At 59.9% G+C, this 20,983-nt stretch carries 20 protein-coding genes; 11 read left to right on the forward strand and 9 right to left on the reverse strand.

All coding sequences use genetic code 11. The annotated features are described in order from the left end of the window. Nucleotides 1-9: 9 nt before the first annotated feature. The 6 genes from GSQ88_RS05885 (at nt 10) to poxB (ending at nt 7,779) form a co-directional block, all read left to right on the forward strand. Entirely contained in the window at nt 10-1,932 is a 1,923-nt protein-coding gene (locus GSQ88_RS05885) for a TRAP transporter large permease (protein ID WP_159006451.1), read from the forward strand. Between the two features lie 41 nt (nt 1,933-1,973). Next, on the forward strand, nt 1,974-2,975 hold the full coding sequence (locus GSQ88_RS05890; RefSeq protein ID WP_159006452.1) for a TRAP transporter substrate-binding protein: 1,002 nt from the start codon (nt 1,974-1,976) through the stop codon (nt 2,973-2,975). 59 nt (nt 2,976-3,034) lie between these two features. Further along, entirely contained in the window at nt 3,035-4,042 is a 1,008-nt protein-coding gene (locus tag GSQ88_RS05895; protein WP_159006453.1) for a TRAP transporter substrate-binding protein, read from the forward strand. Nucleotides 4,043-4,082: 40 nt separating this feature from the next. Further along, the gene (locus GSQ88_RS05900) at nt 4,083-4,598 is read left to right on the forward strand and encodes a TRAP transporter small permease (RefSeq protein WP_159006454.1); all 516 of its coding nucleotides are present in this window, start codon (nt 4,083-4,085) and stop codon (nt 4,596-4,598) included. 16 nt (nt 4,599-4,614) lie between these two features. After that, nucleotides 4,615-5,904 carry a TRAP transporter large permease gene (locus GSQ88_RS05905; RefSeq protein WP_159006455.1) on the forward strand — a complete coding sequence of 430 codons (1,290 nt, stop codon included), beginning with the start codon at nt 4,615-4,617 and terminating at the stop codon, nt 5,902-5,904. Nucleotides 5,905-6,042: 138 nt separating this feature from the next. Beyond that, nucleotides 6,043-7,779: a ubiquinone-dependent pyruvate dehydrogenase gene (gene poxB / locus GSQ88_RS05910; RefSeq protein ID WP_159006456.1), complete on the forward strand. Its 1,737-nt coding sequence runs from the start codon at nt 6,043-6,045 to the stop codon at nt 7,777-7,779. A 19-nt stretch (nt 7,780-7,798) separates the two neighbouring features. On the opposite strand, the gene lpxD is transcribed toward poxB, so the two are convergent. Next, nucleotides 7,799-8,869: a UDP-3-O-(3-hydroxymyristoyl)glucosamine N-acyltransferase gene (gene lpxD, locus GSQ88_RS05915; RefSeq protein ID WP_159006457.1), complete on the reverse strand. Its 1,071-nt coding sequence runs from the start codon at nt 8,867-8,869 to the stop codon at nt 7,799-7,801. 521 nt (nt 8,870-9,390) lie between these two features. Here lpxD and GSQ88_RS05920 point away from each other — a divergent pair. The 3 genes from GSQ88_RS05920 (at nt 9,391) to GSQ88_RS05930 (ending at nt 11,981) form a co-directional block, all read left to right on the forward strand. Further along, nucleotides 9,391-10,077 (forward strand): cyclase family protein, encoded by a 687-nt coding sequence (locus GSQ88_RS05920; protein WP_159006458.1) that lies wholly within the window; start codon nt 9,391-9,393, stop codon nt 10,075-10,077. 70 nt (nt 10,078-10,147) lie between these two features. Further along, complete coding sequence (locus GSQ88_RS05925) at nt 10,148-11,155, forward strand: Bug family tripartite tricarboxylate transporter substrate binding protein (protein WP_159006459.1); 1,008 nt, start codon at nt 10,148-10,150, stop codon at nt 11,153-11,155. Nucleotides 11,156-11,204: 49 nt separating this feature from the next. Next, nucleotides 11,205-11,981 (forward strand): cyclase family protein, encoded by a 777-nt coding sequence (locus tag GSQ88_RS05930; protein WP_159006460.1) that lies wholly within the window; start codon nt 11,205-11,207, stop codon nt 11,979-11,981. Between the two features lie 131 nt (nt 11,982-12,112). Here GSQ88_RS05930 and GSQ88_RS05935 read toward each other — a convergent pair whose 3' ends face one another. The 3 genes from GSQ88_RS05935 to GSQ88_RS05945 all read right to left on the reverse strand — a co-directional run bounded on the left by GSQ88_RS05935 (nt 12,113) and on the right by GSQ88_RS05945 (nt 14,675). Then, nucleotides 12,113-12,361: a hypothetical protein gene (locus GSQ88_RS05935; RefSeq protein WP_159006461.1), complete on the reverse strand. Its 249-nt coding sequence runs from the start codon at nt 12,359-12,361 to the stop codon at nt 12,113-12,115. A gap of 124 nt (nt 12,362-12,485) precedes the next feature. Next, nucleotides 12,486-13,220: a Crp/Fnr family transcriptional regulator gene (locus tag GSQ88_RS05940; RefSeq protein ID WP_159006462.1), complete on the reverse strand. Its 735-nt coding sequence runs from the start codon at nt 13,218-13,220 to the stop codon at nt 12,486-12,488. Nucleotides 13,221-13,481: 261 nt separating this feature from the next. Beyond that, nucleotides 13,482-14,675 (reverse strand): Bug family tripartite tricarboxylate transporter substrate binding protein, encoded by a 1,194-nt coding sequence (locus GSQ88_RS05945; RefSeq protein WP_210253756.1) that lies wholly within the window; start codon nt 14,673-14,675, stop codon nt 13,482-13,484. On the opposite strand from GSQ88_RS05945, the gene GSQ88_RS05950 reads away from it, so the two are divergent. Beyond that, nucleotides 14,608-15,696 carry an amidohydrolase family protein gene (locus tag GSQ88_RS05950; protein ID WP_159006463.1) on the forward strand — a complete coding sequence of 363 codons (1,089 nt, stop codon included), beginning with the start codon at nt 14,608-14,610 and terminating at the stop codon, nt 15,694-15,696. The genes GSQ88_RS05945 and GSQ88_RS05950 overlap by 68 nt on opposite strands. Before the next feature lie 39 nt (nt 15,697-15,735). Here the strand turns inward: GSQ88_RS05950 and GSQ88_RS05955 are convergent, their stop codons facing one another. Genes GSQ88_RS05955 through GSQ88_RS05975 form a run of 5 tightly spaced genes read right to left on the reverse strand, consistent with a single transcriptional unit; the run spans nt 15,736 to nt 20,295 of the window. Further along, on the reverse strand, nt 15,736-16,575 hold the full coding sequence (locus GSQ88_RS05955; RefSeq protein WP_159006464.1) for a phosphodiesterase: 840 nt from the start codon (nt 16,573-16,575) through the stop codon (nt 15,736-15,738). 9 nt (nt 16,576-16,584) lie between these two features. Next, nucleotides 16,585-17,646 (reverse strand): ABC transporter ATP-binding protein, encoded by a 1,062-nt coding sequence (locus GSQ88_RS05960; RefSeq protein ID WP_159006465.1) that lies wholly within the window; start codon nt 17,644-17,646, stop codon nt 16,585-16,587. Beyond that, nucleotides 17,643-18,428, reverse strand: a complete 786-nt coding sequence (locus GSQ88_RS05965) for an ABC transporter permease (RefSeq protein WP_159006466.1) — start codon at nt 18,426-18,428, stop codon at nt 17,643-17,645. The genes GSQ88_RS05960 and GSQ88_RS05965 overlap by 4 nt, the downstream gene beginning before the upstream one ends. A gap of 5 nt (nt 18,429-18,433) precedes the next feature. Next, a complete protein-coding gene (locus GSQ88_RS05970) occupies nt 18,434-19,249 on the reverse strand; it encodes an ABC transporter permease (RefSeq protein WP_159006501.1) in 816 nt (271 codons plus the stop codon). A gap of 38 nt (nt 19,250-19,287) precedes the next feature. Continuing rightward, nucleotides 19,288-20,295, reverse strand: a complete 1,008-nt coding sequence (locus tag GSQ88_RS05975) for an ABC transporter substrate-binding protein (RefSeq protein WP_159006467.1) — start codon at nt 20,293-20,295, stop codon at nt 19,288-19,290. A gap of 256 nt (nt 20,296-20,551) precedes the next feature. On the opposite strand from GSQ88_RS05975, the gene GSQ88_RS05980 reads away from it, so the two are divergent. Beyond that, the coding region (locus tag GSQ88_RS05980) for a DUF805 domain-containing protein (RefSeq protein ID WP_159006468.1) at nt 20,552-20,983 on the forward strand (432 nt) is incomplete at its 3' end.

A 20,983-nucleotide genomic window follows, 5' to 3' on the forward strand; every position in this document is an offset into this window, starting at 1 on the left:
TGCGACCCGATGCGCGCTAGCGCCATCGAGATTCTCTCGGACGACAAGGGAGCGCCGGCAGCGCGGTCGCGTGTGGACGCTCCGCCCCCTACGCGACGCGAGGTGACGGCGCTGCGGTTTATCGATCTCGCGGCCGAGAGCCTGATCGTTACCGCGCTGCTGGGCGAACTCGTGCTGGTGCTCGCCAATGTCGCCGCGCGCGTCTACTTCGCGCGCTCTTTTCTGTGGACCGATGAAGTCGCCCGCCTGGCCTTGTCGATCCTCGCCTTTGTCGGCGGTGCCGTCGCCTACCGGCGGCGCGATCATGCCTTCGTTCGCGTGATCCTCAGCCGGCTTCCCTCGCGCGGCGAACGGGGATGCCTGGCGCTCGCCGACGTGATCGTGCTGTTCGTGGCCGGGGTCACCGGCTACGCCTCGATCGAATTTCTTGGCTCGAGCTGGGGCGAATACACCCCGATCTTCCAGATGCCGGCCGCGCTGATCGCATTGCCATTGCCGATCGGCATGCTGCTGCTGATGCTCTACGCCGCGATCAATCTCAAGCGCGATCACGGCATGATGGCGCTTTGGACCGGCGCCGCGTTTGCCGTGACCATCGCGATGGCCGCATTGACACGCGACGTGTGGTTACCCCTGCTCGGCGACGACGCCGCGATCATCGCCGCCCTCGGCCTGTTCTTCGTCGCGATCCTCGCCGGCGTTCCCGTCGGCTTTGTGCTGCTGCTATCCACCGCGACGTATCTTTGGGGAACCGGAACTGCCTCGCTCGTGGTGCTTCCGCAGACCATGGTCAATGGCACAGGCAATTTCATTCTGCTCGCGGTGCCCTTCTTCATTCTCGCAGGCCTCGTGATGGAGCGCGGCGGCATCAGCATCCGGCTGGTGCGCTTCATCCATGCACTGGTCGGCCATCTGCAGGGTGGCCTGCTCCAGGTTACCGTCGCCAGCATGTACGTCGTCTCGGGCTTGTCCGGCTCGAAGCCTGCCGACGTGGCCGCCGTCGGCACTGTGATGCGTGATGAATTAAGCGAGCGCCATGGCGCAGCCGAGGGTGCTGCTGTGCTGGCCGCCGCGGCCGTGATGGGCGAGACGGTTCCGCCCAGCATCGCAATGCTGATCGTCGGCTCGATCACCAGCGTATCGGTCGGCGCCATGTTCATCGGAGGGCTCGTTCCCGCTGCCATCATGGCGATCTGCCTGATGATTCTGATCTACGTGCGCGCCCGCGCCAGCGGAACCCCGCAGATGCCGCGTGCCAGCGGCTACGTGATAGCGCGTGCCGGGCTCGGCGCCATTCTGCCACTGTTGATGCCGGGAACACTGCTTGCGGGCATCTTGCTCGGAGTAGCCACGCCGACTGAAATCGCGGCACTTGCCGTGGTCTACGGCCTGCTGCTGTCCGGCCTGCTCTATCGCGAGATGAACTTTAGCAGCTTTATTCGGATCGCGATCGACACCGCTGCGCTTACCGGCGTCTTGCTGTTCATCTTCGCCGCCGCGTCGAGTTTCTCCTGGACCTTGACGGTCGCCTATCTTCCGCAGCGGCTGGTGTCGTTGCTGCAATCGGTCGGCGACAGCCAGGCGATCTTCATGATCTGCTCGATCTTCCTGCTCATTGTGGTCGGCGTGCTGCTCGAAGGACTACCCTCGCTCAACGTTCTTGCACCGTTGCTGATTCCGATCGCCGGCAAACTCGGATTGAGCGAACTGCATTATGCGTTGGTGCTGATCATTGCCATGGGGATCGGCGGCTTCATGCCGTTCGCCGGGGTCGGATTCTATGTCTGCTGCGCCGTCATGCGCTGCGACATCGAGACCGCATCCCGCGCCATGCTGCCCTATCTCATCATGCTGATCGCGGGATTGCTGATAGTGGCTTTCGTGCCATGGTTCACGCTGGCCCTGCCCCACTATTTCGGCTTCCACGGCTAAAATCCGCGATCACGCGGGCAATAACAACAGGAGGACACCAGATGGACCGCAGACATTTCCTGAAGACCACGGCCGGCGCCACCAGCCTAACGCTCGCCGCGCCCTATATTGCCCGTGCAGCGACCATGACGATGCGCTTTGCGCATTTTGCCGAAGAAGGCCATCCGGCCAATATCGCGGCCAAGCAGTTCGCGAGCCAAATCGAAAAACGCACGGATGGCGCGATCAAGATAGCGATCTTTCCGAACAACCAGCTCGGCGGACCGCCGGAACAGGCCCAGCAGATCAAGCTCGGCACCATCGACATGGGACTGCCGACCCAGGGACAGCTCGACAAATACGACAAGGCGTTTGCCACCATCGAATTGCCGTTCATCTTCAACGGACGCGAAGACGCCTTTCCGATCCTCGATGGCCCGGCGATGGAATGGCTGGCGCCGCTGGCGGAAAAGCAGGGTTTTGTACTGTTGCGCAACTGGGAATACGGCTTCCGCAACGTCACCAACAGCGTACGACCGATCAACACGCCGGACGACATGAAGGGCCTGAAGATCCGCACCCCGCCCGAACTGCAGATTCAGGCCTCAATGGAGGCATTGGGCGCGGTGGTGACGGCGATCGCATTTCCGGAGCTCTATCTGGCGCTGTCGCAAAAGGTGGTCGATGGTGAAGAGAATCCGATCGCGGTGATCTACTTCAACAAGATCGCCGAGGTGCAGAAGCATCTGGCGCTGACCCAGCATGTCTACAACAACATGATTCACACCGTCGGCGTGAACAGCTGGAAGCGGCTGACATCGGAACAGCAGACGATTTTCCGCGAGGAGAGCAAGAGCTCCGGCGAACTGATGCGCAAGCTGATCGCGGACGCCGAGACCGATCAGATCGACAAGCTGCAAAAAGCCGGGATGCAGGTGACGCGTCCCGACCTCGCGCCGTTCCGCGCAAAGATGGAACCAGCCTACAAGCGGATCGCCGACTACGCCGGCGAGGACAACGTGAAGAAATTCCGCGAGATCGTGGATAAATACCACAAAGGATAGTTCTGCAGCGTGTAGTCTCGGCGAAAAGATAAAATGACACCGCTCCTCGGGGATCTGCCATGAAACGCCGTGATTTCTTCAAGCTAAGCGCCGGTCTCGGCAGCGCAGCTTTGACGACAGGCCTGACGCACCCTTCGCCGGCATCGGCCCAGACAAAAGCGGTATTCAAAGCCTCGGACGTTCAGCCTCCTGGCTACCCGACCGTAGCGGCCACCGAGAGTTTTGGAAAAAAGCTCGAGGCGGCCACCAACGGGCGGCTTTCGGTCCGGATGTATCCCTCGATGCAGCTTGGCGGCGAGAAGGAAACCATCGAGCAGACCCAGATCGGCGCCATCCAATTGTTGCGGGTCAGCGCTGGTGCCCTCGGACCCATTGTCGATGAAATCAATGTCGTCAACATGCCCTTTCTGTTCCGCGACACCGCGCATGCCGAAAAGATGATGGATGGGCCGCTCGGACAGGAATTGCTCGACAGGATCACGGCCAACGCCAACGCTGGGTTGGTCGGGCTGTGCTGGATGGATTCCGGCGCACGAAGCCTCTACAACACCAAGAGACCGATCAAATCGATCGAGGACGTCAAGGGCTTGAAATTCCGTGTCATCGGCAATCCCATTTTCATCGACATGATGAACGCCCTTGGCGGCAACGGTGTCGCCATGGGCTACGATCAGGTGTTCAGCGCGCTGCAGACCGGCGTGATCGATGGCGCCGAAAACAACCCCCCGAGCTATGTCTTCAGCAATCACTATACCGCCGCGAGGTATTTCTCGCTGACCGAGCACCTCATCATTCCGGAAGTGCTGGTGTTTTCGAAGAAGAATTGGGCTTCACTTTCAGCCGACGACCAAGCCTTGATCAGGAAGTTAGCCCGTGAATCCCAGCTCGAAGAGCGCGATCTCTGGAACAAATACGAAAAAGATGCGATGGACAAAGCGCTGGCGGCGGGCTGCCAGATCACCGAAATCGCCGACAAGAAGCCGTTCCAGAACGCGGTCAAACCGGTGTGGGACAAATACGGCCCGAAATATCAGGACATGATCAGCCGCATTCAGGCCATCGCATAGCCGCCACGATATTCGTGGTCGAATGACAGGAATCTCGGGGATGGCCGGACTGTTTCGTCGAATGATGGACTATCTGTACCTGCTTTGCGTCATCGTCGGCTGCACCGCGCTGGCGCTGATTTCGGCGATCATTCCCTGGGCGGTATTCACCCGCTACGTACTCAACAGCGCAGCTTCCTGGCCGGAACCGATGGCGGTGCTGTTGACCATCGTGCTGACCTTCATCGGCGCCGCTGCGGCGTATCGCTTCAACCTGCACATGAATGTCTCGTTCTTTGCCGACAAATTGCCCGCCAGATTCCGCATCCTGCTAGATCTCGTTGTGCAGTTGCTGATGGCGCTCATCGCCGCCTTCATGATCGTGTGGGGCTCCCGGCTGGCGGAGGTCACCTGGCACAATACCATCGCGGATTTTCCGTTCCTGTCCGTCGGCGTCACGTATCTGCCGATCCCGATCGGCGGCGTGTTGCTTCTGCTGTTCATTATCGAACGCATTTTTCTCGGCCTTCCGCCGGAGGCTTTGCCTCAGGAAGCGGAAGTGACGCCGGTCGACTGACCGGAGCAAGCACACGATGGACATCTTCGTTCTGCTAGCGACCATGCTGCTGTGCTTTCTGATCGGCATGCCGATCGCGTATGCCCTGGCATTTGCAGCCATTGCCGGCGCGTGGTGGATCGGAATTCCACTGGAAGCGGTGATGCTGAAGATCTCCGACGGCGTCAGCAAGGTCGCAATGCTCACGATTCCGTTTTTTGTGCTGGCGGGCGCCATCATGGCCGAAGGCGGAATGGCGCGGCGGCTGGTAGCGTTCGCTGACGTTCTGGTCGGATTTACGCGTCTGCGTGGCGGTTTGTCGATCGTCAACGTGCTGGCGACCACCTTCCTCAGTGGCATCTCCGGCTCCGCCGTCGCCGATACTTCGGCGATCGGCTCGGTGATGATCCCGCAAATGGAAAAGGCCGGCTATCCGCGGGTGTTCGCGACCAACCTCACCATCACCTCCTCGGTTCAAGCGCTGCTGGTGCCACCCAGTCATAATGCAGTGCTGTATTCGCTGGCGACAGGCGGCACGATTTCGATCAGCGCCCTGTTCATGGCCGGCGTATTTCCCGGCCTATTGCTCGGCTTCGCGTTGATCATTCTGTGTCTCGTGATCGCCTATCGCGACAAGCATCCGCAAGGCCGGAGCGCACCAGCCCGGGACGCACTCAGGATCACGATCGATGCCGCCTGGGGACTTGTGACGCTGGTGATCATTCTCGGCGGCATTCTCGGCGGAATCTTCACCGCGACCGAAGCAGGTGCAGTCGCTTGCATCTGGGCCTTCTTCGTGACGATGTTCGTCTATCGCGACTATCGCTGGCGCGACCTGCCGGTATTGTTGCATCGGACCCTGCGCACCGTAGCGATGGTGCTGACCTTGATCGCATGCGCCTCCAGCGTCGGCTACGTAATGGCGCTGACGCAAATGCCGGCGAAGATGACGGCCTTCTTCTTGTCGATTTCGAGCAATAAATACGTCATCCTGCTCCTGATCAATATCCTGCTGCTGGTGCTCGGCACCCTCATCGACATGGCGCCCTCGATTTTGATCGCGACGCCGATTTTGCTGCCGGTGATGCAGAATTTCGGCGTCAATCCCGTTCACTTTGGCATGATCATGTTGCTCAATCTCGGTATCGGATTGTGTCATCCGCCGGTCGGATCGATTCTGTTTGTCGGATGCGCGGTCGGCAAGGTCCCGATCGAGCAGGTGATGCGAAAAATCTGGCCGTTCTACGCCGTGATGTTCGTGGTCCTGATGCTTGTCACCTATTTGCCTGCACTTTCGCTGTGGCTGCCGCAACATGTGCTGCGCTGATAGGCGAACCGTTCTCTGATAGGCCATCGATCGCGAATGTTTTAATCGCTTTGGACTTGCGCGACCGCGCGGCCTCGAACATCATGCCCTGTTCCCGTAGAAACCGACTTCCGGGGCACGCCAGAAGGATGAGCCATCATGCGGATCGAGAATGTCGCCGACCTCATCGCGGAAACACTGATTCAGGCCGGGGTAGAGCGCATCTTCGGCGTCGTCGGCGACAGCCTGAACGGCCTGACCGAGGCGCTGCGCAAACGGAAGACGATCGAGTGGGTTCACGTGCGGCACGAGGAAGTGGCCGCCTTCGCCGCCGCCGGTGAGGCGCAAATCACGGGCGAACTCGCGGTATGCGCGGGGTCGTGCGGCCCCGGTAATCTCCATTTGATCAACGGTCTGTTCGATGCTCATCGCAGTCGCACCCCGGTACTGGCAATCGCGGCGCAAATTCCCTCCGGCGAGATCGGCGGCGGCTATTTCCAGGAGACCCATCCGCAGGACCTATTCCGGGAATGCAGTCACTATTGCGAACTGGTATCGGATACAGCGCAGCTTCCCTATGTTTTGGAAAACGCCATACGTGCGGCAGTGGGCCGCCGCGGTGTCGCCGTCCTTGTAATCCCGGGCGACGTGGCGCTGAGGTCCTCACCCAAACGCGGCATCTCGCCGAACGCCGGGCTGCTGCCGGCAGCACCCATCGTCCGGCCGGCTCAACGGGAATTGACCGCATTGGCCGAACTCCTGAACAGTGCCAAGAACGTTACGCTATTCTGCGGCCGCGGCTGTGCCGGCGCCCACGACGTCCTTATCAAGCTTGCCGAAATGCTGAAGAGTCCGATGGTGCATGCGCTCGGCGGCAAGGAATACGTCGAATACGATAATCCCTACGACGTCGGCATGACCGGATTTATCGGGTTCTCTTCCGGTTATGCCGCCATGCATGCGTGCGACGTGCTGCTGATGCTAGGGACCGATTTTCCCTACAAACAGTTTCTGCCCACCGACGCCAAGATCGCCCAGGTCGATATCCGGCCGGAAAATCTGGGCCGCCGCTGTAAACTCGACCTCGGCATCGTCGGAGACGTCAGCGCCACCATCGAGGCGCTGCTGCCGAAGCTGAAGGTGAAGAACGACAGCAAACATCTCGATGCCAGCCGCGCCCACTACAAGAAGGCCCGCGCGGGACTTGACGAACTGGCTCAAGGCACGCCCGGCAAAAGGCCGATCCATCCGCAATATGTCGCACGGCTACTCAGCGAACAAGCGTCTGATGATGCGGTCTTCACCGCCGACGTCGGTACGCCCACGATCTGGGCGGCGCGCTATCTCGCCATGAATGGGCGCCGTCGCATCGTTGGATCCTGGGTTCACGGCTCGATGGCCAATGCCATGGCCCATGCGATCGGGGCACAAGCGTCGCAGCGAGGACGTCAAGTCATTTCGATGTCGGGCGACGGCGGGTTTGCCATGCTGATGGGCGATCTCATCACGCTGACCCAGATGAAACTGCCGGTGAAGGTCGTGATCTTCAACAACGGCGTGCTTGGCTTTGTGGCGTTGGAAATGAAGGCCTCCGGCTTTGTCGAGACCGGAACCGATCTGCAAAATCCGGATTTCGCGGCGATGGCACGTGCCATGGGTATCCATGCAATTCGGGTCGAAGATCCTGCCGAGCTGCCAAATGCGATTCGCGACGTGCTGGCCCATGACGGCCCCGCGGTGCTCGACGTCGTCACCGCGACGCAGGAACTATCGATGCCGCCGACGATCACGGCCGAGCAAGTCAAGGGCTTCAGTCTGTGGGTGCTTCGCGCGGTCATGAGCGGCCGTGGCGACGAGGTTCTCGACCTGGCCAAGACCAATTTGCTGTCGCGCTGATCGCGGCCAGATCGGCACGTCAGCTCTCACCGGAGGGCTTTGCGGATCCCGCAACTTTGGCGCCGGGGACCGCGAGACGGGCCAGTACGGCCTGCTGGCGCATCCATTGCTTGCGTGGCGTCGCGGGATAGCCACCCCAGACTTCGCCCGGCGGAACGTCGTTCATGACACCCGAGCGCGCGGCGACCCGTGCGCCTCTGCCGATCGTGACGTGCGGCGCAAGGCCGACCGAACCGCCAAGGGCGGCGTAATCCTCAAGCGTCACGCTACCGCTCAGCCCCGATTGAGCCACGACAAGGCAATGGCGGCCAAGCACAACGTTGTGACCGATCTGGCATTGGTTATCGATCTTGGACGCTTCTCCAATAACGGTATCTCTGATGCCGCCACGATCGATCGTGGTCGCAGCGCCGATCTCGACATCGTTTTGAATGATGACGCGGCCGGTTTGCGGGACCTTCACCGGCTTGCCGCCTGTGATGAAGCCGAAGCCGTCCTGTCCGATGCGGCAGCCGGGATGAATCACCACGCGGTCGCCGATCAACGCATGCATGATTGATGCACCCGCGCCAATCACACAACCACGGCCGATCTTGACGTCGGGCCCGATTACCGCATTCGCGGCGATGATCGTGCCCGATCCAATTTCAGCGCGAGGCCCAATCACCACGCCCGGGTCGATCGCTATTTCGCTCTCCAGTAGGGCGGAAGGATGGACGGTTGCGCCAGGTGCAATGTCAACAGCCTCGAACAGCGAGGCTGGACGAAGGGACTGCGGGTACAGCTCACTATGCACGGCGACGAAAGCGCGATAGGGCTCGGGAGTGCACAAGACAATGAGATGGTCGGGTGCGCGGCTCTCAAAGCGCTCCGGCATCAGGCAAGCCCCGGCACGCGTCGTCGCGAGGGTATCAGCGTATTTATTGCTTTCGATGAACGTGAGATCCTTGGGGCCCGCGAGTTCGAGCGGAGCGACATCCCTGATCAGGCGCGCGAGTTGGGTCGCATCGCGGGGTTCGGCACCCGTCAGTGAAACGATCTGCCCGACCGTCAGACCCAAGGGGCGTTCAAAGAAGCCTCTTTTATCCATCTATCAATCCTTACCCTTCGATCCCTGACTAGGACATTGCCGGAGAAAAATTCACACGCAAAAAATCGCATGGCCCTCGCATCTGTGACCAGGCCGACAAATTCATTTTGCCGAAGGCGGCATTCAACAGGGCCATCTACACCGAAACTCGGCCTAAATATTGCGCTCACCGCGACCACATTCACGGTTTCCCCAAGGGTTTCAGCGTGCGCGTACGCAGATTGGCACAGATTTCATCAAACGAGAGTTACAAAATGGAAAGCTGCCATACCCCCGCCTCCCGTAACCTGAATGTAATTCCACGTCTTCTGAGATGCACCGGCAGCACGAGCGATTGCTACCCGCTCGAGCTCTTCGTTTTCGAAGGAATTATACTTACCCCTGACTCTTCTGTTTTGCACGCGCTGCTAAAGCGCCCGCGCCATGACCCGTGGCCGTCTTGCAGACGGGCCGGAAAAACGTCAGCATGATGATCGAAACGCCTCGATTAGCCGTTTCCGTCAACAAAAAGGGGGCCAACCTTGAAGATCATCGATCTCAGTCGAGAACTCTACCACCGCACCCCCAGCTATCCAGGCCATCCTCCAACCATCCATGGCATCTGGAAGAGCCACGAGGATTCGTTCGTCGAATCCGGAAATGTGCACGGTCTCTCCTCGATGTTCATCTCGATGGTCGATCACGCCGGCACCCACATCGACGCGCCCAGGCATTTCGGCAGGAGCGGTATCCCGATCGATCAATACCCGCTGGAGAAATGCATCGTGCCGGGCATTTGTGTCGACCTGCGGCACATCGCGCCGCGCGCGGAGATTTCGTCTTCCGAGCTCGAGGCGGCGGTGAAGCAAGCTGGTGTACCGGTGCCAAAGGGGGGTACGGTTTTGCTTTGCACCGGTCACCACGAGCGCACTTTTCCGCGCAAGGAATATTCGACTGAAAATTGCGGCGTCAATGTCGAGGCGACCGAATGGCTGGCGAAACAGGGCGTCGTGCATTTCGGCATAGACGCGATGCGACCCGGCCCCGAAGGCAAGGTGAATTCGCTGGTCCACAAGGCGTGCCTCGACCTCGACATCACCCACATCGAAAGCCTGTGTAATCTGGAAGCGTTGATCGGCAAGCGCCAATTCACCTTTATCGGCCTGCCGATGAAATGGCGTGATGGTACAGCTTCGCCGATCCGCGCCGTGGCAGTATTCGACATGTAGACATCACGAGCGCCACGGGACCAAACCAAAAAGACCGGACAAAACCGGCCTGCATCTCGGGAGGAATATAATGGCAAATAACAAATCAACGCTATCGCGCCGCTCGGTTTTGCGCGCCGCCGGTCTCATGATGGGTTCGGCCGCAACGGCCGGCCTCGCGTCAACGCCCGCACGGGCAGCAGGCTATCCCGAACGTCCGATCAAGATCATCGTGCCATTCGCCTATTCCGGTCCGACCGACATCATGGCGCGCATCCTCACCACCCCTCTCGGCGAAGCCATCAGTGGGTCCATCATCGTCGAGAACAAGCCGGGGGCCGGCGGCAATATCGGGATTGGTGCGGCGGCGCACGCCGAGCCGGATGGCTACACGCTCCTGGTCACCTCAAGCGCCTATGTCGTCAATCCCAGCCTCTACACGCGCATTCCGTACGATCCCTACAGGGATTTCGCGCCGGTCGCCGAGCTTGGAACGTCGCCGAATGTCATCCTGGTGAACCCCAAGCTCGCCGTGAATTCGATTGCCGATCTCGTAACGTACGCCAAGGCGCACCCCGACGAGCTTAATTACGCAAGCCCCGGCGTCGGCACCACGCCGCAACTATCGGCCGAATTATTCAAGATCATCGCCGCTATCCAGATAACGCATGTGCCGTTCGCCGGCGCCGGCCCGGCGATCCAGGCCATTCTGGGCGGCACTACCCAGGTTGCCTTCGCGGCGCTACCGCCGGCGCATCCTCATATCGAATCCGGTGCGCTAAAGGCGCTCGCCGTCACCGGCCAGCGTCGCTGGTTCGATCTGCCTAACGTGCCGACGATGATTGAACTCGGCTACAAGGATTTCATCTCCGATACATTCCAGGGTTTTCTGGCGCCCGTAAAGACGGCTCCAGCCGTGATCGACTTGCTGGCGAGGAAGTCGATCGAAATCCTGAAGCGCCCAGCGATCACCAAGCAATTAGCCGACAACGGCTTCGAAGTCATCGCCAATGGGCCCGACGGCATGAAAAAGCGCATCGACGACGAAGTACCAAAATGGCGAGACATCATCGCTAAAGCCGGCATCAAGCCCGTCTGATCGCATCAATCTCGTCTTGACCAAAAGACCCAACATCGGAGGCAGCACCATGGCGCGAAAACTGATCGATATTTCCGTTGCCCTGCAAAACGACGTTCCGGCCGATCCACCAGGCATCAACCCGGTGATCGAATACAACGATCACCAGAAGAGCCTGCCGCTGATGCTCGGCTTCTTTGAAGGCCTGAAAGTTGAGGATCTGCCGGACGGACAAGGTTGGGCGATGGAGACAGTGAAGCTCTCGACCCATAACGGCACTCATCTTGATGCGCCCTACCACTACCATCCGACCATGAATCGTGGCGAGCGATCATGGACCATCGACGAGGTGCCGCTGGAGTGGTGCCTACAGCCGGCCGTGAAGCTCGACTTCCGCCATTTTCCCGACGGCTATGTCGCCACTGCGAAGGATGTCGAGGTCGAGCTCAAGCGCATCGGCCACACGCTTTCGCCGCTGGAGATCGTCGTGGTCAACACCAGCGCCGGCGCCAAATACGGCCAGCAGGACTATGTCAATTCCGGCTGCGGCATGGGCTATGAAGCGACGATGTATCTGCTGGAACGCGGCGTGCGTCTCACCGGCATCGATGGCTGGAGCTGGGACGCCCCCTTTGTCTACACAGCGAAGAAATTCGTCGAGACCAAGGACGCAAGCCTTATTTGGGAAGGCCACAAGGCCGGACGCCACATCGGCTACTGTCATATCGAGAAATTGCATAATTTGGAGCAGCTGCCGTCGACCGGATTCATGATTTCGTGTTTTCCGGTCAAGATCGAGCGAGCCTCAGCGGGCTGGACTCGGGCGGTGGCGATCATCGACGGATGAAGCGGCGGGTGAAGACGGCGGTGTCGCAAGAGAAGACGGCGGTGTCGCAAGAAGCGTGCGCTCGGAAGTGAGCTTCGCCTGACCGTACCGCTGGAGTGAAGGCCGGTCAGGCGAAACAGCCGAACAATGGGTCAATAGGTCTTGACCGTTCGGATATGCATGGCCGGTTGCGCCAACTCCTTCGGAACAACGCCTGGCGACGTCATTCCGACGAACTCAGCCTGGACAGCCTCCGATATCCAGGTCGACGCGGCCGGTTTGACGATCGCCAAGGCAACCAGCATGATTACGACAAGCACCGGCAGCGCAAAAAATTCAATACTCCAGCTGCGATCGGTACGGCTTCGCTTTTCATCTGAACGATCGAGAGAACCATGCATGGATGCCTCCACGGTGCGGATCTCCACCCACCCGTAGACTAGCTCAAGGCAGCCGCGGCGGATGTAATCTGCCTCACACTCCCGGAGATAAACATTCGAGAAATATGGCCCGCCTATCGACGCGCTAAATGCCTTCGTTTTCCGAGCCGGCTTCGGCCAAAGCCTGAAGCGGGACGGTATCGAGGACGACGATGGCCCCGTGCTCGAGTCGAACCCAGTTGCGGGCCGCCCAGACCCGCAGCTGCTTGTTGATGCTCTCCCGGGTCATGCCGACCATTTCGCTGATTTCCTGCTGCGTAATCGCGATCGTCCGGCCCGCAGGCGCGAGCTTGTCTTTCTCCGTCAAACGAATGAGAGCGCCGGCGAGTCGGCCCGGAAGATTCTGAAGAATAATTTGCTCGACCTGATCGCTGGTCCATCGCAGTCGCGTGCAAAGCAACTCGATGAATTTCATCGCCAGCGCCGGCTGGCTACGCATGAACGGAAGAAACTCGCGGCGGTCGATAGCAAATATCTCACAATTGGTATTCGCCGTGGCATCAGCCGACCGTGCCTGCCCATCGAGCACCGACATCTCTCCGAAGATCCCTCCGGCGCTGATGAGATTCAAAATCGCGCTGCGGCCGTCGGCGGAGGAGATGCTGATCTTCACGGTGCCGCTGATCACCGCAAACAGGCAGTTGCCGGGGTCACCCTTGGAAAAGATCGCACCCCCTCGCTTCAACGTCGAGTGCTTGGCGTAACGGCAGAGCTGATCGAGCGCTTCCGGCTCAAGATCGCAGAAAATCGGATGATTGCGCAGCACCAACAAAGTGCTGCGCGCCACCGATCGAGGCGCAGCATTCTTGTCCTGGGGCACGCCGGCTATAACCATCTGATGATTGCGCTGTCCGCCATCCGAGGGTTCACGCTGAATGGCTGATGAGCATCCTCTATCGACCGCGCGCGTTATACGCCGGCATCGTGCGCACAGCAAGAAATGACTGAATTATCCAAGGTGATCCAACGCCTTGTCGGCCAGAATTTCGACCGACGGTTGACGTCATATTAATTAACTACCAAACGATGGCGATCGCCGCGTCCACCGGACCGGCACCCGTTATAGCCAATTCAGGCCATTTCACTCGTTGACGATGCCCATTTGCTTGATCGCGCGTGCATATTTGGCGAGCTGACTGCGCGTCATGATGGCCAGCTCCTCAGCGGAACTCCCGCGCGGCGCGAGACCTACCTCCTCCAGTTTGCCGCGAACTTCAGGATCCGCGAGGGCCTTCAGGACTTCGGCATTGAGCCTCTCGACGATGTCCTTCGGCGTACCGGCCGGCGTCAGGATCGCGAACCATGAATTGAACAAGAACCCGGGCAGACCGGATTCCGAGACCGTGGGGACGTCCGGGAATTGCGGCAACCTCTTTTCTGTGGAGACGCCGAGCAGCTTGACCTGGCCGCCGCGCACCAGCGCGGCGACAGTGCCGAGGCCCTGAAAGGCGACCGGAATCTGGCCGCCAGCGACGTCAGTCGCGGCCTGGGTGGCGCCCTTATAAGGCACATGGGTCAGCGATATCCCGGCCTCTGAGGCAAATAACGCCATTGCCAGATGTTGCGGGCTGCCGGGCCCTCCCGAGCCATAATTGATCGTGCCGGGCGCAGCCTTCGCGGCAGCGATCAGATCTGCCACCGTCTTGTAGCTGGTCTGATTACTGGCGATCAGTCCCCACTCCACCGTAGCGACAAGCGATACTGGCTCGAAATCCTTCAGAATGTCCCAGCGCATGTTGGAATACAGATTGGGCACCATGGTCATGACGCTGTCGTTGAATCCGCCAATCGTGTACCCATCCGGCGTGGCTCTCGCGACCTGCTCTGCGCCAATCAGCCCCGATGCTCCCGGCTGGTTGATAATCACGATTTGCTGGCCCATGTTCTCAGCCATTTTCTGCGTCACGATCCGCGCCGCGACATCGACGGCGCTTGCAGCCGCGAGTGGAACGATCATCCTGATCGGCCGGTCTGGATAAGCCGGCTGCGCCATTGCGCTGGAGCCAACCAGCAGCGCCAGCGCCAGGACCAACGATTGCAGCAAACGCATATCAAATTTCTCCCTGACCGGACCGATCACGTATCCGGGCGACCGGCCGCAATCCTTATCCGGCATGATTGCTTGATCCCTTCCGCCTTGGCAATGTGCCGAAAGAACAATTGCAAGTGCAGGCCGACGCCTCGACCTATCGGCCAGGAGAACGCAGATGACCACCCGCAGAAATTTTTTGAAGGGCGCTACCGCGACCGGAATCTCGTTCTGCGGTTGCGGCATATCGGACGCCGCACGCGTGCAGCCGGGGCCGCCGCGGTTGCCGGTCAAAGTCGGCGGCAAACGCGTCATAACGATCGACGCGCACGCGCATTGCTATTTTCACGAAGCCATCAATCTGATGGGTGACGAAGCCGACAAAGTACTGCCGCCGGTCAAAGGCGTTCCTGAGCATTTCATCGCCATCGAGCAGCGTCTCAAGGAGATGGATTCGATGGCGATCGATATGGAGGTGCTGTCGATCAATCCGTTCTGGTACGGCAAGGACCGCGACACGGCCGCCGCGATCGTCAAGGTGCAGAACGAACGACTCGCGGAACTCTGCGGATCGCGGCCCGACCGCTTTGCGGCCTTTGCCTCGCTGAGCCTGCAATTTCCCGATCTCGCAGTTCAGCAGCTTGAAATCGCGCTCAAGAAGCAAGGACTGCGCGGCGCCGCCATCGGAGGCAGCGTACTCGGCATGGACTTTTCCGACGACACGTTTCACCCGGTATGGGCCAAGGCCGAAGAGCTTGGCGCGGTGCTCTTCATCCATCCGCAAAGCACGCCGCAACTCGCGTCACGCTTCAAAGGTAACGGCTGGCTTTCGAATACGATCGGAAATCCCCTCGACACCACAATTGCCCTGCAGCACCTGATCTTCGAGGGGACGCTGGATCGCTTCCCGAGTCTTAAGGTGCTTGCCGCGCATGGCGGCGGCTATCTCGGCTCCTACGCCGCGCGCGACGACCACGCTTGTTTCGTGTCACCGCAGAATTGCAATTCGAATATCGTGCTGAAAAAGACGCCTTCCGAGTATCTGAACCAGCTCTATTTCGACGCCATGGTGTTCACGCCGGAAGGCCTGCGGCATCTGGTGGCGCAGGTTGGCGCCAGCCAGGTCGTGCTCGGCACCGACCATCCGATCCCCTGGGAACAGCACCCGGTCGATCATGTCTTCGCCACCACCACCCTGACCGACAGGCAGAAGACAGCCATCCTCGGCGGCAACGCGGCACGCCTGTTCGGATTGAAGGAAGCCTAGGACACGCCACCTGTTCTCGAACGCTTGGCGCCGATCGGGCTACAGCAGCTTCCCATCCGGCCCGAAGAACGGGTGCGGGCCGTCAAAATCACCGATCGGGACTTGATGGGTGACGACGCTTCCAAAGCCCTCTCCTGGAAACCAGGTGTGGAGGTGAAACGATGGCGGTTCGACCTTGAACGACGGCTCACGTAACTGCTCGAGGTCGAGATCGACCGCATGATTGGGAGCCGGGCAGATCGTGGTTAGCACACCCGCGAACATCGTGAAGGTCGCGCGATGGACGTGACCGGTCGCGATCAGTCGCACGCGCGGATGGCGGCGCACGATCGGGGCGAGATCGCTCGCATTGAGCAGGTTCTGGCGGTCCATGTGCCAGATGCCGGTCTTGAACGGTGGATGGTGAAGGAATAGCAGGGCGGGCCGATCGGCGGACGACGCCAGCGTCGCCTGCAACCACTGCAGGGTTGGCGCTTCGAGTTCGCCATAGGGTTTGCCCGACACGCTGGAATCCAACAGGACCAAATCGAGCCCGCCGATCTCGACATGCTGATCGAGCGGTCCGGAGGCCGCCGCATATGGCGCTTGCGGAAATGCGGCGCGCATCAGCTCGCGCGAATCGTGATTGCCAGGAATGCCGGCGAACGGCAGCTTCAGCGGTGCCAGCAGGCGTTTGAGATAGTCGTACTCTTCCGAGGTGGGCGTGTCTGCGAGATCGCCTGAAATCACCACGAAGTCCGGCGCCGGTTTGAATTCATTCAGGACAGCAACACAGCGCTCCAACGCTTTTGCGGTATCAACGCGGCCATAGGCCAGTGCGCCCGGCGTTTTGATATGAAGATCGGAAATCTGCGCAATACGAACAGGCTTTGACGACATCGAGCTTCTCTAGTTTCCTGGTGGCAGCAGACGCACGGCGTCCGGCGCGATCAAAAGCCCGACCCTTTCACCGGCCTTGGCCGTAATTGTGTTTGGCGCATCGACCGCGATAATTTTACTGGATGCGCCACCGATAATCATGCGTTGACGGTCGCCAATGAAGCTGACGCTATCGATGGTTCCCGACAGCGGCGCACTTCCTGCCGCCACGATTCCGATCGTTTCGGGACGGATCATCGCCACCGCCGTCGTGAGGTTTGCATCGCCGCCAATCGGTTGCCGGCCGCCGGGCAGCAGCAACTGGCCATTTTCGACCGGCGCTTCAATGATGTTGGCCGCGCCAATGAATTCGGCCACGAAACGGCTATTCGGTTCAAAATAGATCTCGCGCGGCGTTCCAACCTGGGCAATCACACCCTTCTGCATCACCACGACGCGGTCGCCGAGTTCCATCGCCTCGGCCTGATCGTGCGTGACATAGATCGTGGTGATGCCGAGCGCCCGGAGCAAGCGGTTGAGCTCGCCGCGCAGGCGGTCACGCAACGCGGCATCGAGCGCGGTCAGCGGCTCGTCGAGCAGCAGGATACCCGGCCGGATCGCGACCGCGCGCGCCAAGGCCACCCGCTGGCGCTGACCACCGGAAAGCTGGGTGATGCGGCGATTTTCAAGTCCGGTGATATTGGTCAGCGCCACCAGCTCCGCAACGCGCGAGGCGCGTTCGTGCTTACCAACGCCGCGGATTTTCAGACCATAACCGATATTGTCCGCAACCGTCATATTGGGGAACAGCGCATAGGACTGAAATACCATGCCGACATTGCGCTTCTCGATCGGCACCGACGTCATGTCCTTGCCGTCGAACAGCACCTTGCCGCCGACATCCGGCAATTCGAGCCCGGCGATGATGCGCAGCATGGTGGTTTTCCCGCAGCCGGACGGCCCGAGTAGCACCAGCGTCTCGCCGCGTGCAATGTCGAGCGTCGCGGGCTCAAGTGCACGCGTGCCGTCGACAAATGTCTTGCCGCACGTCTCGACGCGCACCGAGGCGCCGTGATCCCCGATCACATTCATCTGCCCTGCTCCCTATCCGCAAACATCTGCATCGCGACAAGAAGCGGAATGATCATGACAAAAAAAATCAACGTATAGGCTGACGCCACTTCGAGCCGCATCGAGGCGTAGCTGTCAGCGAGTCCGATCGGCAACGTTTTGGTCGACGGCGTGTGCAACATCCAGGTCAGGTTGAACTCGCCGAGCGACAGCGTGACCACCATCAGAGCGCCCGCCAGGATTCCCGGCACCGCGTTGGGCACGATTACGCCGAGGAATCGCCGCACAGGTGAAGCCCCCAGTGAGGCAGCCCCTTCATCGAGCGTCTTGATGTCAACGGTGGAAAATACCGCCATCACCGAGCGCACCATGAACGGCATCGTGAAGATGACATGACCGGTGAGGATGAAGAGCCATGAGCGACGAAACTCGCCGAATCCGCCATAGGTCAGGATCAATGCCAGTGCGATCGCAAGGCCCGGAATCGCGATCGGCAATGTGATGACTTCCTCGACAATGCGCGACCAACGTCCGCCATGGGTGTGCAGCGCATAAGCCGCGGGAACGCCGACCAGCAGCGTGACGGCAAGGGTCGCGAATGCGATCACAAAGGACAGCAGGATGGTGCCGGCATACAGATCCCAGACCTGAAATACCCATTGCAGCGTTACACCAGAGGAAATCCCGCGAAAATAATTGACGGTCACTCCAGCGGAAATGGACAGGATGGCTGGCACAACCAGAAACGCCGCTACCGTCAGCGTAAATAGCAATTGACCGGTGAAGATCAGGCGATCGCGCATGGCCTTCATCCGGCCGCCGCGACCGTGCCGCCGCTAAATGATCGGGCCAGCGCCAGGATGGCCCACGCGATGAATCCGAGCCCGACCGATAGCGCGGCCGAGGTCGCAAAGTTCGCCGCCAAGGTGAACTCGGTGTAGATCAGCATCGGAAGCACGTCGATGTTGGTCGCCAGCGTGAAGGCTGTCCCAAACGCGCCCATCGCGGTCGCAAAGGCGATGGCGCCGGAGGCCACGAACGCAGGCCCAAGGGCCGGCAGCACGACGTCGCGTTGTACGGCCCAGGGGCTTGCGCCGAGTGAACGCGCGGCCTCCTCGAGGCCAACATCCAGTTTCTGGACCGCGGCCATGATCGTAAGAATAACGCGAGGGATCGAAAAATAGAGATAGCCCAGAAAAAGCCCGTAGATCGAATAGGCAAAAACGATCTTCTCACCGAACAGGCGATTGGAGAGATCGCCGATCAAGCCCTGCCGCCCGGCGAGCAGGATAATCAGGAAGCCGACAACCACGCCGGGAAACGCCAATGGGAAGGTCAGCATCGCGATCAGCACGGCACGTCCGGGAAAACGATGCCGTTGCAGGAACATTCCTGCGACTGTCGCGATGATAAGTGTCACGACGGTGGTCGCTGCGGCGAGCACAATGGTGTTGATCAGGGTCGCACGATAGCGCGGCTCGGTCAAAATAGCGAGGTATCCGGCCAGTCCCTGCGGGCCTTCAGCACCCACCACGACCAACCGCGCCATCGGCAACAGAAAGAACGCTGTCGTGACCACGGCCAATGGCAGCAAACAGAGCCAGACGAACGATTTGTGCGACATGAAGACAACGGTGCCCTTAGTAAGGACACCATATTGCATCACCGAACCTCGGCGAGATAGCGGTCGACGAAACCTTTTTGCATGTTTTCCATCTCGCCCCAATCGACCGCCTTGGCGCGGGCATAGTCGCTGTCGGGCAGGAACTTCGCCTTGACCGCCTCAGGCAGTTCAATAGAGCGAGCCGGCCGTAGATACGCGTTGGTCCAGATCGCCTGCCCCTTGTCGGACAAAAGATAGTCGATCACCTTCTTGGCTTTTTCCCTGTCTGGGGCATTCTTGACGAGACCAACGACATAGGGAAATACCACGGAGCCCTCGCACGGGATCACGAACTCGAAATCGCCCTTTTCCGAATATTTGGCTCGATAGGCGTTAAAATCATAATCCAAAAGGATCGGCATCTCACCCGAGACCACGCGCGCATAAGATGTCTGTTTGGGAACGATCGGATCGTTTTTCTTCAGCTCCTTGAAGAAATTGATCGCGGGATCGAAATTACTGGCCGAGCCGCCCAGTGCCAGATTGATTGCCACTGCACCTACGTACCCGACGGCGGCCGACGACGGATCGAGATAGCCAACCATGCCGCGGTAGTCAGGCTTTAGGAGATCTTTCCAGCAAGCCGGCACCGGTTTGCCGCCCAGCGCATCCTTGTTGACGAACAGACCAAGCGTGCCTGAATGAATCGTAGTCCAATAGCCATCCGGATCTTTCAAACCCGGGGCGACCTCGTCCCAGTGCGCGGGCTTATAGGGCTCCAGAGCGTCTTGGGCCTTGGCTTTCATCCCAAAGGTGACACCGAAATAGCCGATATCACCGACCGGGTTGCTTTTCTCCGCCAAAATCTGGGCAAGCGCTTGGCCCGAATTCTTGTTGTCGTGCGGAATATCGTAGTGGAGATCGGTTTTGATCGCCTTGAGCATGGAGGCCCAATCCGCCCATTCCGGCGGGCAATTGTAGCACACCACGTCGGCAGCTTTGGCCGATTGCAACGGTGCCAACATTGACAGCGCGAGCAACGCCAGGACAAAACGGGCAGCCTTCATGGAGAGTAACTCCGGGTTCAAAGAGGGATATTGCGCAAGACACCGATTTCAATACCAATGGCGGACCCAAGTATAGGCGGCATATGAAGGATTTGCGACGACGGGCTCATGCGAAGCAAGGCTCGGGGGTCTTGGTCCTTCGGACCTGATCGCGCCAAACGAGCAAGCCGGATCGGTGGACGAAATGAACCTTGCTTCGTTTTATCGCGACGTACCAGTTGCGCCCTGCCCGCTGGCAACGTTGGCCTATGGTTTCATGGAAGATCTGTTCGAATTCCTGTTCAACGCCACCGGGCGCATCAACCGCGCCAAATACTGGCGCTCGCTCGTCATCTTCGGCGTTGCGGGGCTGTTTGCGGCTGTCATCCTGTTCACCGCTGCCGGCATCGCCGCGCCGCTCTTTGTCGCCATGCTCGTGGTCGTCTTGATCCCGTGGCTGACCTGGGGCTTCGTCATTCACACGGAACGGTTGCATGACCGCGATAAGAGTGCCTGGTGGCTCTTGGTATTCTATGGGCTGCCCGCGCTGCTAGGTCCCGTGGCAAGGATCGCTTCGTTCCCGGGCGCCCTGGGCTCAACGCTGTACACCATCCTGGCGCTGGCTGGATTTGCGCTCTCGACGTGGGGATTTTTTGAAATCGGCTGCCTGCCGGGGACCGGTGGATTGAACAGCTACGGCCCCGACCCG

Source organism: Bradyrhizobium sp. S69 (assembly GCF_009766005.1).
Classification (GTDB): domain Bacteria; phylum Pseudomonadota; class Alphaproteobacteria; order Rhizobiales; family Xanthobacteraceae; genus Bradyrhizobium.